The 13,403-nt window shown below is 35.2% G+C and carries 13 protein-coding genes; 7 read left to right on the top strand and 6 right to left on the bottom strand.

The window, feature by feature from the left end; genetic code table 11:
- The first annotated feature begins 112 nt into the window (after positions 1-112).
- Complete coding sequence (locus SB689_RS07890) at positions 113-931, top strand: T9SS type A sorting domain-containing protein (RefSeq protein ID WP_410691580.1); 819 nt, start codon at positions 113-115, stop codon at positions 929-931.
- A gap of 337 nt (positions 932-1,268) precedes the next feature.
- On the top strand, positions 1,269-1,901 hold the full coding sequence (locus SB689_RS07885) for an NAD(P)H-dependent oxidoreductase (RefSeq protein ID WP_410691579.1): 633 nt from the start codon (positions 1,269-1,271) through the stop codon (positions 1,899-1,901).
- Between the two features lie 98 nt (positions 1,902-1,999).
- Here the strand turns inward: SB689_RS07885 and hemE are convergent, their stop codons facing one another.
- From hemE to hemA, 6 genes are read right to left on the bottom strand one after another with little or no spacing between them, the layout of a single operon-like run.
- The gene (gene hemE / locus SB689_RS07880) at positions 2,000-3,031 is read right to left on the bottom strand and encodes a uroporphyrinogen decarboxylase (protein ID WP_410691578.1); all 1,032 of its coding nucleotides are present in this window, start codon (positions 3,029-3,031) and stop codon (positions 2,000-2,002) included.
- Between the two features lie 48 nt (positions 3,032-3,079).
- Entirely contained in the window at positions 3,080-3,763 is a 684-nt protein-coding gene (locus SB689_RS07875; protein WP_410691577.1) for a uroporphyrinogen-III synthase, read from the bottom strand.
- Positions 3,763-4,419: a peptidoglycan recognition family protein gene (locus SB689_RS07870; protein WP_410691576.1), complete on the bottom strand. Its 657-nt coding sequence runs from the start codon at positions 4,417-4,419 to the stop codon at positions 3,763-3,765. Before SB689_RS07870 ends, SB689_RS07875 begins: the two co-directional genes overlap by 1 nt.
- 9 nt (positions 4,420-4,428) lie before the next feature.
- Entirely contained in the window at positions 4,429-5,010 is a 582-nt protein-coding gene (locus SB689_RS07865) for a DUF1287 domain-containing protein (protein ID WP_410691575.1), read from the bottom strand.
- Between the two features lie 46 nt (positions 5,011-5,056).
- Complete coding sequence (hemC, locus tag SB689_RS07860; RefSeq protein ID WP_410691574.1) at positions 5,057-5,968, bottom strand: hydroxymethylbilane synthase; 912 nt, start codon at positions 5,966-5,968, stop codon at positions 5,057-5,059.
- Complete coding sequence (gene hemA, locus SB689_RS07855) at positions 5,955-7,229, bottom strand: glutamyl-tRNA reductase (protein ID WP_410691573.1); 1,275 nt, start codon at positions 7,227-7,229, stop codon at positions 5,955-5,957. Before hemA ends, hemC begins: the two co-directional genes overlap by 14 nt.
- A 400-nt stretch (positions 7,230-7,629) precedes the next feature.
- Here hemA and SB689_RS07850 point away from each other — a divergent pair, with 400 nt between their 5' ends.
- Genes SB689_RS07850 through rodA form a run of 5 tightly spaced genes read left to right on the top strand, consistent with a single transcriptional unit; the run spans position 7,630 to position 13,289 of the window.
- Positions 7,630-8,655: a rod shape-determining protein gene (locus tag SB689_RS07850; protein WP_054512301.1), complete on the top strand. Its 1,026-nt coding sequence runs from the start codon at positions 7,630-7,632 to the stop codon at positions 8,653-8,655.
- A 27-nt stretch (positions 8,656-8,682) separates the two neighbouring features.
- On the top strand, positions 8,683-9,537 hold the full coding sequence (gene mreC / locus SB689_RS07845; protein ID WP_066753700.1) for a rod shape-determining protein MreC: 855 nt from the start codon (positions 8,683-8,685) through the stop codon (positions 9,535-9,537).
- A complete protein-coding gene (locus tag SB689_RS07840) occupies positions 9,530-10,036 on the top strand; it encodes a rod shape-determining protein MreD (protein WP_066753698.1) in 507 nt (168 codons plus the stop codon). The genes mreC and SB689_RS07840 overlap by 8 nt, the downstream gene beginning before the upstream one ends.
- Entirely contained in the window at positions 10,033-12,063 is a 2,031-nt protein-coding gene (locus SB689_RS07835) for a peptidoglycan D,D-transpeptidase FtsI family protein (protein WP_410691572.1), read from the top strand. Before SB689_RS07840 ends, SB689_RS07835 begins: the two co-directional genes overlap by 4 nt.
- Positions 12,060-13,289: a rod shape-determining protein RodA gene (gene rodA, locus SB689_RS07830; RefSeq protein WP_410691571.1), complete on the top strand. Its 1,230-nt coding sequence runs from the start codon at positions 12,060-12,062 to the stop codon at positions 13,287-13,289. The genes SB689_RS07835 and rodA overlap by 4 nt, the downstream gene beginning before the upstream one ends.
- Positions 13,290-13,403 lie beyond the last annotated feature (114 nt).

Here is a 13,403-nt window from a genome sequence, read left to right as displayed (position 1 = left end):
TTTGTAAAGGTGAATTATTTTGTTTGTAATTAATTATTATTGATTATCTGGTTGTTATAATTAATTTTAAATAATTATTTTATAAATTTGATGCTATATTAAAACGATTACCATGAAAAAAATATTACTTCCTTTAGTCTTGGCTTGCGGGATGGCCAATGCTCAATTGTTTTCTGAGAACTTTAATACGGCAGCTTTACCTACAGGGTGGACAGTGAATAACCCTGATACTACCTATAATTGGGGTGTAGGAACTCAAGCTGGGTTTGCTTCATTTCCAACAGGAGCGGCGTTTTTTGATGATGACGATGCCGGGCCATCGGGTGTAAATACCAATGCCAGATTGGTTTCGCCTATTATTAATCTTACAGCAGCCTCCAGCCCTAAATTATCCTTTAAATATGCCAATATGGTTTACCAGGACGATACAACTCTGAAAGTTGAGGCTTTTAACGGAACTTCTTGGGTTCAGATATTTACTTTTTCAGGTGATGCGGGAGTTTGGAGTATAGATTTTAGTACACTTACCTATGTTCTTACTACTTATGCGGATGCTACAAATATTGATCTAACACCTTACGTTAATCCCAATTTCCGCCTTAGATTTGTATATGATGATGTAGGAGATTATTCGTATGGAATAGCGGTGGATGATATTGTTATTTCAGCAACGACTACATTGGGAACTTCGGAGGTTTCTGCTTCTGACAAGGTTAAAGTATATCCGAATCCTGTAAAAGATGATCTTTTCATTAAGTCTGATGATTTAAAAAATGCTAAAGTAAGCGTAATGGATATGTCTGGAAAAAAAGTGAAAACTTTCGAGGGAAAATCTGAAAAATATAATCTTTCTGATCTGCCAAACGGAACTTACATGATCTTAATTGATAATGGAAAAGAAGTCATCACAAAGAAAATTCTTAAAAAATAAAAAATAAAGCCTTCAATTTGGAGGCTTTTTTTTAACTACAAAAGATATACAGGATTAGCACGTTAGTATTTTAAGTTAACCAATAGACAGCAATTAAGACCATATTAGCTTTAAAAATCTTGATTTTTATTTTTTTTAAACTTTTGTTTTCAAAATATTTAAGTTTTACATTATTTAACAATGGCTTTTGTATCTTTTGTGGTTTAAATAAAAAGTGTAAGCAGGTTTATAATTAAAACTCATTCTAAATAATAGATTTTAACAATACATCAAATTTGATTTTTCGACTCTGAGCTTATACTAATTCCTATTAATTTTGTTGCGTAAAATTTATTTAATGGAATTAATAGAAAAATTAAACTGGAGATTTGCAACCAAAGCAATGAACGGTGAAAAAGTACCTCAGGAAAAGGTAGATAAAATATTGGAAGCGACAAGATTAGCACCAACTTCCAGCGGATTACAGCCTTTCGAGATCATTGTGATCACGAATCAGGAAGTGAAAGAACAAATCAAACCACATGCGTGGAATCAGCCACAAATTACGGACTGTTCGCACCTTCTAGTTTTCGCAGCTTGGGATAACTATACGGAAGAAAGAATCAATAATATGTTCGATCTTACGAATGAAATCAGAGGTTTCAAGAATGAAGGTTGGGAAAATTACAGACAAATGCTGTTGGGAACATATCCTCAAAGATCTGCTGAAGAAAACTTCACTCATGCGGCAAAACAAGCTTATATTTCTTTCGGAGCAGCAATTATTGCAGCAGCTTTTGAAGAAGTAGATTCAACGCCAATGGAAGGTTTTTCTCCGGAAGCTGTTGATGAGGTTTTAAACTTAAAAGAAAAAGGACTAAAAAGTGTTTTATTGTTGCCAATCGGTTACAGAGAAGCATCCAACGACTGGTTGGTGAATCTTGCGAAAGTAAGAAAGTCTAAAGAAGATTTCATTACAGAGATTAACTAATTATTATATATTTTATTCATAGAAAAATCCCTTTCAGAAAACTGAAAGGGATTTTGTTTTATGAGAATTAAACCTTGAAGGTTTCAATAATGTAAAGTTTAATTATTCGGTTTCCAATCCACAACAGCTCTAATAAAAGCTTCTGCATTTTCCACCGGAATATTAGGTAAAATTCCGTGACCAAGATTAGCAATATATCTGTCTTTTCCGAAACGGTTGATCATTTCAGTCACCATTTTCTTGATGGTTTCAGGTGTAGAATGTAATCTTGCCGGATCAAAGTTTCCTTGAAGCGTCATTGTATGATTCGTCAATGTTCTTGCAAGTTCAGGCTTGATCGTCCAATCAACACCTAAAGCTGAAACTTTAGACATGGTCATATCTTCCAAAGCGAACCAACATCCTTTTCCAAATACCACAACATGAGAAAGCGGACTTAAAGCCTCAACAATCTGATTAATATATTGCCAAGAGAATTCCTGATAATCTGCTGGAGAAAGCATTCCTCCCCAAGAATCAAAAATTTGTACAGCAGAAACTCCTTTTTCTACTTTTCTTTTAAGATAAGCAATCGTAGTATCTGTGATCTTTTGAAGCAATAAATGAGCAGCTTCCGGTTGTTGGAAACAGAAAGATTTCGCAATATCAAAAGCTTTACTTCCTTTTCCTTCCACACAATAGCAAAGAATCGTCCACGGAGAACCTGCAAAACCGATCAATGGAATTTCATTGTCTAGTTTTATCAAGGTTAATTCAATAGCATCAAAAACGTATCCTAAAGTATCATTCACATCCGGAACGACAACATTTTGAACATCTTCCATTGTCCTGATCGGGTTGTCTAACCACGGACCAACATTTTCCTTCATTTTAAAATCAATTCCCATCGCTTGAGGAACTACCAAAATATCAGAAAACAAAATAGCAGCATCCAAAGGAAATCTGCGGATTGGCTGTACTGTGATTTCAGAAGCTAATTCGGGAGTCTGACATCTCGTGAAGAAGTCATATTTGTCACGAAGAGCAATGAATTCCGGCAAATATCTTCCGGCTTGTCTCATCATCCAAACTGGCGGTCTTTCTACGGTTTCTCCGCGAAGTGCTTTTAAATATAGGTCGTTTTTAATCATAATTTATTAGACTATTACTGCCGTTCGTTACCTTCGGGCAATCACATTTTAAAGATTGTTTTTAACGGTCTTTCGTATTAATTCAAAGATAGATACGAGACTGTTTCCCGCGGAAGTATAAATCTTCTCTTGGGTGTATTTTCTTAGTTCGTTGGAAGTAGTTTCACCGATTGAAAAAAGCGTCATTCCTTCCAAAGAGTTCTGATTTGCAAAACTACGAACTCCACTTGGACTAAAAAAAACTATAGCATGATATTTTTCAGGTACCAAAGGATTGATTTCTTCGGTATTATAAACTGTAACTTTATTGTATTTGATATTTTGCAGGGGAAGTTCTTTGTCGAGAACATCAATAGCTAAGTTTCCACAGAAATGAAGAAACTTTTCATGCTGGCAATGGGTGATGATGAATTTTGAAAGCGTTTCAGCATTTTTCAACACCTTAAAAGTTCCAAAACCGTTTTTTCTTAATTCTCTTTTTGTTTTTTCGCCAACACAATATATTTTATTGTAGTTTTTGGCTGTAAAATCTTCGTTGGGCTTAAATTGATTTTTAAAAAAGGAAATTACGCCGTTCACACTTGTGAAAATAAGAGAAGAATTTTTTAAATCAAAAGAATTCATCTGAATAGGGTTGGTCTTAATAACCTCAACACAATCCGCCAAAATATCCTCTCCTAATTGCTGGGATAAAATGGATTGGTCTATGTTTTTGGTGAATAAAATTTTCATTAAGGTCTGTCTTTTAAATGTAAATCAGTAACTAACAGTCTTACTTTTTTCATAAAATCTTTCCCCGGATCGTCTTTTATTGTAAAATAATTCGGGTCAGTTTCTTTCCAAAGTTTAGAATTTCTAAAGATACCATATTCTGAATGCCCTATTAAATATTCTATATCGTATTTTTTGGTTAAAAATCTAATTAACTGAGCATTCGATGCAATTTGCTTCTCGGTAAGCGGTTGCTGTTTACTTCCGATATTTTCGATGCCTATTGCGCAATAATTAAGACCAATCGTGTGTCTTGCAAACGTATTGGGCTCCATGAGTTGATAGATGGTGCCGTCTCTGTCTACAATAAACTGGGACGAAACATTTAATGTACTTTGTTTTTTTAAAACATTTCGGGCAGATTCCAGATGTGTTTTATTGAAATACTTATAATTGGTTTCAACGGTTCCACCTGCGGTATAATGCAATACAATTATTTTAGGTGAAATAGTTGGAGACTTTTGAACAATCTGATAATGATCCTTAAGATACTCCAAGCTTAGGCGTATTCTTTCAGTAGAATAATCAATAGGTTTATTAATTATTTTAAATTCATTGGTTTGAGCCTTCGTAGAGCAAATTATCAATACGAATAAAGCATAAAAAAGATTTTTCATAAAAATGGCTTATTTAGAGTATTGATAATGTCCTGTAATGGTATATTTAAATAGTACGTCTTCCATAACCTGTCCGCTTCCTATATTATGTACGATTAAAAATCTTTTCCCGTCTGCAGATTTTTTATTCACAACAATTCCAATATGGGTTAGGTTGCCGGGTAGGATCCAAGTAACAATGTCACCCGGAATATAAAGGGTAGGATTGGTTTCGATTGATTTTACTTTTCCAAATTTAGAAAAGAAGACCATCAAATTAGGAACCCTTCTGTGATCAATATTAGTGTCAGGCTTTTTCAACTTCCAGGTCTTTGGGTATTTTGAAAAGTTTTTCGCCATATCCTCATGAACTTCTTTTTGGAGATCAATACCAACTTTTCTGTAGGCTCTGATAATAACATCCGTGCATACGCCTTTATCCGAAGGAACATCTCCATTGGGATAGGTAAGGATAAAATAAGTAGGGTCGTAGGTGATCGTCTTGTCTATAATCCCCAAAGCGGCGTTAGATAATTGAAGCGCAAATTTATTCTGTGCATTTGCAGTAAACACACAGAATGCGAGGAGCAATAAAAACAGAGCCTTTTTCATTATTTTGTACGTTAAAATATAAAGGTACAAATATGCTTAAAAGTTCTTAATAAGAAGATTTAATTTCGGCCATCAATTCTTTTCCTCCGTTTTCGAGAACGATTTTTGCAAATTTTTCTCCAAAATTTTCAGATTCATTGTATTCGAAATTTTCGTCTGTAGCAATGCAGTTTTTTCCGTCTAATGAACAAAGTGCAGCTTTGAAACGAATCTGATCTCCGAAAAATTCAGCAAACGCCCCGATTGGTGCAGTACAGCCTCCTTCCAGAGTGCTTAGGAAATTTCTTTCGATCTCAACACAAATTTGTGTTGGCTTATGATTGGCTACTTTGCTTAAAATTTCGTTGATCTCTTTCTTGTCAGAATGTCCTGCAACGGCAATTACACCTTGCGACGCAGCGGGGATCATTAATGGAAGCATTTCATAATCAATGTCCATTTTCATTCTTTTGATTCCTGCTAAAGATAAAATAGTAGCGTCAAAATCCTGATCTTCTAATTTTTGTAGACGAGTCTGGATATTTCCGCGAATATCTGAAAACTCAGCGTGAGGATAATTTCTTAACCAAAAAGCTCTTCTTCTCAAGCTGCTTGTTGCCAATTTCAACTCGTGAAACTCTTTCGTTCTGGATGCTTCCTTTCTTATTAATACATCTTGAGGAAAATCTCTTTCCAAGTAAGCAATAAGCTCAACATTTTCTGGAAGAAGTGTCGGTACATCTTTTAAAGAGTGAACGGCGATGTCGATCTCATCATTTAATAATGCAATGTCAAGGTCTCTCGTGAAAACGCCAGTAATTCCTAAAGAATAAAGCGGTTGATTAAGATTTTTATCGCCAGAAGAAACGATAGGTACAATCTCGGTTAAATAATTATTGTTTTGTAGGTGCCTGGCAACCTCTCTTGCCTGCCAAAGTGCAAGGGCGGAATTTCTCGTTCCGATTCTAATGCTTTTCATTGAATTCGTTGTTTGGTTGTTCAACTAATATTTCGTGCATTAATTTACTAATTTCTTCGGCTTTCCAAGGATTATCGATGATATATTTTGCAAAACGATTGGTGATTTTCTGGATCATTTTCTCAGAAAGCTCCATATCTGTGATGTTTATATATTTATTTTTTCTGTAAAAATTATGCATCTCGTTGCGTTCCATATTCTTAAGAACGGCTTTGAAATGGTGAATATTTGGTGCTAGTTTTCTCTTTTTTTCCCACTCAAGAAACTCTTTTGCCATTTCTTTGATAATAGATTCGGCTTTTGGGATCTCTTTTTCTCTCTGCTGAATAGTTTCCTGAATCTGTTTTGAAAGCTCATCAACATCAACTAAGGTTACATTTTCGTTCGTCGTAACATCTTTATCTACGTTATGAGGAATGGAAAGGTCGATAATTAATGTTTCTTTTCCGTTCGGGAAGTGAGAAGCGTTGATGATAGGTTTTTTGGCTCCGGTAGCAACGATAAGTATATCTGTGTTTTTCAACTCGTTGTCAAAATCAGAATAGTCAACATGAGGAATGTTATATTTTTCAGATATCTTTTCAGCTTTCTCCTGAGTTCTGTTTGCTATTTTTATTTTGGGCTGATAAACATGTTTTACAAGATTTTCAACCGTGTTTTGTCCAATTTCTCCAACTCCAAGTAAAAGAATATTTTTCTCGGTAATTCTTTTTTGACTGTTTAAAATATAATGAACGGCAGCATAAGAAACGGAAGCAGCTCCGTTGGAGATTCCGGTTTCGTTTTTAATTCTTTTCGAGATCTGGATAGCCGAGTTAATCGCTCTTTCCAGATAAGGATTAGAATTCTGTCTTTCTTTTTTAAAACGGTTGTAGGCTTTTTTGATCTGTCCGATGATCTCAAAATCACCAATAATCTGGCTTTCCAAACCTGCAGCAACTCTGAACAGATGCGTCAGAGCTTCTTCTTTGGTTAAAATATTGGCAAACTGAAGAAAATCTGTGATATTTACCCCGATTGTTTTACAGTATTCTTCGGCTACCAAAAGGTAATTCGGAGAAGTAGTGTAAATTTCGGTTCTGTTACAAGTGGAAACCACAAAAGCATCGCCTAAATTTTCATCATGAATTCGGGAGACAAAATTTTTAATATTTTCATCAAAAAATGCAAATTTCCCGCGAGTTTCTCCATCAGCTTTTTCGTAGCTTATAGAAAGAACCGCAAAATTTGAAGTTTGATTTATATTGGAATATTGTAACATAAGCGTTGCAAATTTAACGCTTTTTTTGTTAACCCCTTTCTGATAATGTATATGATAATTATCGTAAAAAACTATTTTGGGATGCTTCTAAATAAGCTTTGAATTGGTATGAAAAATGAAAATTTCAGGTTTTGTGCTAAAATAATTTCAAAATTTAATTTGATGATTTTTTAATGAGCAAAATTGCCTTTTTGTTGTCAAAAAATCCCCAATTTCCGGGTTCTGACTTCTATCCAAAAGTATCTTAAACCTTAATTCACTTAAAGTCTGTAATTGATTAATGCAAAAGTTAATAGAATATTGAAAAATTTAATAAAATTTTAACCAAATTATATGCTTATGGAATTTCGTTAGTGACGTTAAATTTATATCTTTGTAATCTTAAAATCAGAAGAAAAATATGAGTTTATTCGATATGTTTACGCAAGAAATTGCGATAGACCTAGGAACTGCCAACACGCTTATCATCCATAATAATAAAATTGTTATAGATCAGCCTTCAATTGTTGCAATTGAGCGTTCTACCGGTAAACCGATCGCGGTAGGTGAACAGGCGAAGCATATGCAGGGGAAAACTCACGAAGATATTAAGACGATCCGTCCTTTGAAAGACGGTGTTATTGCAGATTTCCACGCTTCTGAACACATGATCAAGGAATTTATCAAAAAAATTCCCGGGATCAAAGGTAGATTCATTCAGCCTGCTTTAAGAATCGTTATCTGTATTCCTTCCGGAATTACGGAGGTTGAAAAAAGAGCGGTAAGAGATTCTGCTCAAAAAGTAAATGCAAAAGAAGTAAGGTTGATCTACGAACCAATGGCAGCTGCAATAGGAGTTGGGATTGATGTTCAGAAACCTGAAGGAAATATGATCATCGACATAGGTGGCGGTACTACAGAAATTGCTGTGGTAGCTTTAGGAGGTATTGTTTGTGACAAATCTGTGAAAATTGCAGGTGATGTATTTACAAATGATATTGCTTATTTCCTGAGAACACACCATAATCTTTACATCGGAGAAAGAACAGCTGAGAGAGTGAAAATTGAAGTTGGTTCTGCTGTTGAAGATCTTGATGTTGATATTGAAGATATCCCGGTACAAGGTAGAGACCTTATCACGGGTAAGCCAAAAGAAATTATGGTTGGCTATAAAGAAATTGCTCGTGCGCTGGACAAATCTATCATCAGAATTGAAGATTCTGTAATGGAAACTCTGTCTTTAACACCTCCGGAATTGGCAGCTGATATCTATAAAACAGGTATTTATCTTGCTGGTGGTGGTGCTTTATTGAGAGGTTTGGCAGACAGACTGCACAAAAAGACTGGTCTTCCTGTTTTTGTGGCAGAAGATCCGTTAAGAGCTGTAGTTCGCGGAACGGGTATTGCGCTTAAGAATATGGATAAATTCAATTTCTTAATTAAATAATTTTAACTTTTACGACACTTTATCTGAATGGGATTTTTGCTGAGATTATTTTCGAAGAACTCTCTTTTTGTCTTCTTTATTTTCTTGCAAATCATTGCTCTGGTTCTGATATTCTCTAAGAATGCCATGCAGAGATCTTGGGTTGCCGGCCAGTCGGCTGCGCTTAACTCTAGGGTTTCCGGATATATTGATGAAGGAGTTACTTATCTTAAGCTAAAACAGGTCAACGAAGATCTTGTAGCTCAAAATAAGGCTTTGATGGTGGAGCTCTACGGAAAAGAGGGCGCCAAGAATCCGGTATTCAGAAAAGTTCATGATACTTTAGGAGGAGGACAAATCTATACATTTGTAGACGGAGAAATAGTTTTCAACAGTATTAATAGAAGAAACAACTATTTTACCATTAACCGTGGTAGAAGAGACGGCGTTTATCCTCAAATGGGAGTTATGGCTCCGAGAGGTATTGCGGGAATCGTTATTAATTCTACAGATAGTTATGCGTTGGTTCAGTCTGTTTTAAGTGTAAACACAATCAGAATTAATGCTGCTCTTAAAAACTCAGGATATTTTGGAACATTAACTTGGAGTGGTGATAACTCCCGAGTAATGCACTTGGCAGACGTTCCTAAATATGTTGCTTTAAAAATTGGGGACAGCGTTGTAACAGACGGCAAATCAGCAATTTTCCCTAAAGGAGTGATGATTGGTACAATTGCGGGTTACTCCGTTGATAATAAAACAGGTTTTTGGGATATTTCGGTTGAGCTTAGTGAAAAAATGGGCGCTCTGAATAAGATTTTTGTTGTTAAAAACCTTAAGAAAGCTGAAGTTCAAAAGATTCAGGATACAATGCAAGCTGTAATAAAAAAGGAAAATGATTAGCAGGACTTTATTTACGGACATATTAATCATGATATTTCTTGTTGCATTACAGATCTTTGTATTGAACAGGATTGTTATTTTCGGAAAATATACTCCGGTATTATATCCTGTGTTCGTTATGTTTTATCCTTTTTTCAGAAATAAATATCAATTTTTAGCTTTAAGTTTCTTAATCGGGCTTTCTGTTGATGCATTCTTGTCCACATGGGGAATCAATGCATTTGCAACCACTTTGATCGCTTATTACAGAACCTTGATTTTCAGGACATCTACAGATACATCTACAGACTTTTTCTCTTTTCAGTCCCTTCAATGGGCGCAGTTTTTAGTGTTTCTGTTTTCAAGTATATTCTTGCACCAACTTTTTGTACAATATATTGAATTCTTTAAGTTTAGCAGAATTTTTGAAATATTACTTAATGTGTTGGTAACAAGCGTAATTTCATTTATATTTATCGTTATTTACGCATTAATATTTAAAATCAAACAAAAAGTTTGAACACACGTTATTTAAAAATTTTTTCCGCCCTTGCTGTTATTGCCCTTATTTTTGTGGCGAGACTTGCTTATTTGCAGTTGTTTACCGACCGTTATGCACTTAATGCGGCCAATACTTCCATTAAAACGGAGTACGTAATTCCCCAACGAGGAGTAATTTTCGACAGAAACGGTAAGATCATGGTGGGCAACCAGCCGGCTTATGAGATTTCATTTACTCAAGCCTTAATGAAACCTGATTTTGATACATTGGCTTTTTGCAGCTTAATGAAAATCGATAAGAATGATTTCATTAAAAGAATTAATATCATTAAAAAAGAGAAATATTATTCTAAGCTGACTCCGATGACTTTTTTGAAAGACCTCAGTAGAGAAGATATTGCCAGAGTACAGGAAATTATATTTAAATATCCTGCGTTCAGTATTGTTTCAAGACCTCAGCGTCAGTATGAAGTTTCTACTTCCGGAAACCTTTTGGGTTATACGAGTGAAGTGAATGAAAGAGATATTAAAAAAGATTCTACCTATTATTTACCGGGAGATTTTGCAGGAAAATCCGGAGTTGAAAAATCATACGAAAAAGAACTTCGTGGAATAAAGGGAATTAAATATATTCAAAAGGATATCAGACTTAGAAATATTGGTTCTTACAAAGATGGAACTTTAGATAAAGATGTAGTAACAGGTAAAGATATTACGCTTACCATTGATTACGACCTTCAAAGAATGGCCGAAGAAATGCTTGTGAATAAACACGGAGCCATCGTTGCCATCGATCCAAATAATGGTGAAATTTTAACCTTAGCAACGGGACCGGATATTGATCCCAATGTTTTCACAGGGCCTAATAAATCTAGGAATTTATACGCTTTATCAAAAGATACCCTTTACGAAAATAAACCAACTTTTGACAGATCGCTTCAGGCGGCTTATCCACCAGGTTCAACATTCAAATTATTGACTGCCCTTTCTGCAATGCAGATGGGAGTAATGGATGAAAATACTATTTTTCCGTGTGGAGGAGGATTTAATTATAGAGGATTAAGAATTAAAGGTCACGGGGGTGCAGATCCTTTGATACCGGCGATACAGATTTCAAGTAACTGTTATTTTTCATATGCTTATTTAGCTATTATGAATAAATATCCGGGAAATCCGTCAAAAGGAGTTGATGAATGGAAAAAAATCCTGAATAGCTTTGGAGTAGGAGAATTCCTAAACAATGACTTAGCTGTTGGAGCTAAAGGCAGAATTCCTTCCGGGGAATTTTATGAAAAAAGAATGCAGTCCATCTATAAAGCAAGTGGAGCCAAAAAAGATCCTAAAAACTGGGATGCTTTGGCTACCGGAGCTGTTTTCAACGGAATGGGGCAGGGAGATGTTTTGGTAACACCTTTACAATTGGCCAACTATGTTGGAGCTATTGCCAATAAAGGCTGGTATTACACACCTCATATCGTAAAAGCAATCGATGGAAAACCAAATCCGGATAAAAGATTTAAAACTAAACATAAAACACTTGTTGATCCAAAACACTTTGAGCCTGTTTTAAAAGGAATGGAAGCCGTAGTTTTAAGAGGAACAGCAAGAGGATTAAAATCAAACGACTTTACACAATTAGCAAAAACAGGTACTGCACAGGTTCCTCAGGGAAAAGATAACTCCATTTTCGTGTTGATCGCTCCGGCTGATAAACCTAAAATAGTAGTTGTTGCCGTAATGGAACATGCTGGTTTTGGAGCAACTTGGGCGGGTCCTGCTTGTACCGTAATTGCGGAAAAATATATTACAGGAGATCTGAAAAGAGAAAATCTTTATAAAAAGATGATCACTTCAAGCTTTATGCCTGAATATAAAAGACAATGGATCGCAGATTTAAAACGTAAAGGATTATATGTAGATCCGAAACCGGATTCTGTAAAATTGAAAAAAATTCAGGACAGTCTTAATTTTATTAAAGAACAGAAAGCGAAACTGCAGAAAAAGATAGACGAAGAAACCAAAAACATCAAAACCACGAAGCAATGAAATGGACAGAGGGAATAGATAAGTTGGGTCTTGGTTTATACTTCATGCTTTGCATTTTTGCCATCGCGAATATTTACAGTGTTGACCAGAAATTAGGAGAAAAACAATTGATTTTTTTCGGTATTTCGGTATTTGTGGGACTTATCATCTTTTTTGGAAGAAGTAAGTTTTTCGAAAATATGGCGGGTATTTTTTATATCGGCGGAGTCTTATTACTTATTGGTCTTTTTCCTTTTGGTAAAGAGATTTTAGGGCAAAAAAACTGGTATAAATTCGGGAGCTTTACCATGCAGCCTGTAGAGTTTGCAAAAATAGGAACCACGCTTATGGTGGCCAATTATGTTTCCGGACCGGATTTTAATTTAAGTAACAGAAGATCTCTTTTAACAATATTGGCGATTATTGCTATTCCTGCGGTTGTTGTTTTGGCAATTCCTGATGTAGGTTCCTTATTGGTTTTTACGGCATTTTTTATTGCTTTATACAGAGAAGGATTAAGTGGTTTGCTTTTCGGTATCGGATTTCTTTTTGCGGGAGTTTTCTTAGTATCCTTGGCTATAAATCCTATTTATGTTGTTGTTGCTATTTTGGTGATTGCAGCAGGATGGATTGCCATGAATTACTATAAAATGTCTTGGGATGTAATTTCCATCGCGAGTATTATCGGGTCTATTGTTTTATTATGCGGATTGGCTTTTGGTTCACCATATATTTTAGAAAAACTTCCAAAACACCAACGAGAAAGGATTGAAGTTCTTTTTAAAGGTGAAAAAGCATTTAGAGATACTTCCGGTTACAATTTATTATATTCCAAAACAGCGATCGGTTCCGGAGGAATTTTAGGGAAAGGATATCGTGAAGGTTCTGTTACACAAGGAAAATTCGTTCCCGAGCAGGAAACCGATTATATTTTCTGTACGGTTGGTGAAGAATGGGGCTTTGTAGGCAGTGCGGTTCTTGTACTTTGCTACATGGTTTATATCGGAAGAATCTATTATCTCGCAGAACAACAGAAATCTATATTTAATCGAGTTTTCGGGTATTGTTTTGCCTCGATTCTTTTGATGCACTTTACAATCAATTTAGGCATGGTTATGGGGCTTTTCCCGACCGTTGGGATTCCGTTGCCGTACTTTAGTTATGGTGGAAGTTCTCTTTTAGCCTTTTCGATCATGACTTTTATTTTCTTTAAATTAAATTATGCTGATAAGAACAGCTTGGTTTAAGAGGGAAGTTTGAAGTTGGGTGATGGAAGTTTAAAAATATTCAGTCAGTTTTTAAATTTAAAAACTACGATATCTGCAGAATCTGCGGAGAATAAATCATTAATTAAATCAATA

The organism is Chryseobacterium sp. SIMBA_038, from assembly GCF_046535115.1.
Lineage (GTDB): Bacteria > Bacteroidota > Bacteroidia > Flavobacteriales > Weeksellaceae > Chryseobacterium.
The sequence above is the reverse complement of the archived record's forward strand: the minus strand, read 5'-3'. Positions and strand labels throughout refer to the sequence as shown.

What these genes read in the sequence shown, in the direction of transcription:
- SB689_RS07875 (WP_410691577.1), bottom strand. Translation starts at nt 3,763, where the DNA reads ATGAAAATTTTATTCACCAAAAACATAGACCAATCCATTTTATCCCAG.
- hemC (WP_410691574.1), bottom strand. Translation starts at nt 5,968, where the DNA reads ATGAAAAGCATTAGAATCGGAACGAGAAATTCCGCCCTTGCACTTTGG.
- hemA (WP_410691573.1), bottom strand. Translation starts at nt 7,229, where the DNA reads ATGTTACAATATTCCAATATAAATCAAACTTCAAATTTTGCGGTTCTT.
- rodA (WP_410691571.1), top strand. Translation starts at nt 12,060, where the DNA reads ATGAAATGGACAGAGGGAATAGATAAGTTGGGTCTTGGTTTATACTTC.
- SB689_RS07865 (WP_410691575.1), bottom strand. Translation starts at nt 5,010, where the DNA reads ATGAAAAAGGCTCTGTTTTTATTGCTCCTCGCATTCTGTGTGTTTACT.
- hemE (WP_410691578.1), bottom strand. Translation starts at nt 3,031, where the DNA reads ATGATTAAAAACGACCTATATTTAAAAGCACTTCGCGGAGAAACCGTA.
- SB689_RS07870 (WP_410691576.1), bottom strand. Translation starts at nt 4,419, where the DNA reads ATGAAAAATCTTTTTTATGCTTTATTCGTATTGATAATTTGCTCTACG.
- SB689_RS07840 (WP_066753698.1), top strand. Translation starts at nt 9,530, where the DNA reads ATGATTAGCAGGACTTTATTTACGGACATATTAATCATGATATTTCTT.
- SB689_RS07885 (WP_410691579.1), top strand. Translation starts at nt 1,269, where the DNA reads ATGGAATTAATAGAAAAATTAAACTGGAGATTTGCAACCAAAGCAATG.
- mreC (WP_066753700.1), top strand. Translation starts at nt 8,683, where the DNA reads ATGGGATTTTTGCTGAGATTATTTTCGAAGAACTCTCTTTTTGTCTTC.
- SB689_RS07850 (WP_054512301.1), top strand. Translation starts at nt 7,630, where the DNA reads ATGAGTTTATTCGATATGTTTACGCAAGAAATTGCGATAGACCTAGGA.
- SB689_RS07890 (WP_410691580.1), top strand. Translation starts at nt 113, where the DNA reads ATGAAAAAAATATTACTTCCTTTAGTCTTGGCTTGCGGGATGGCCAAT.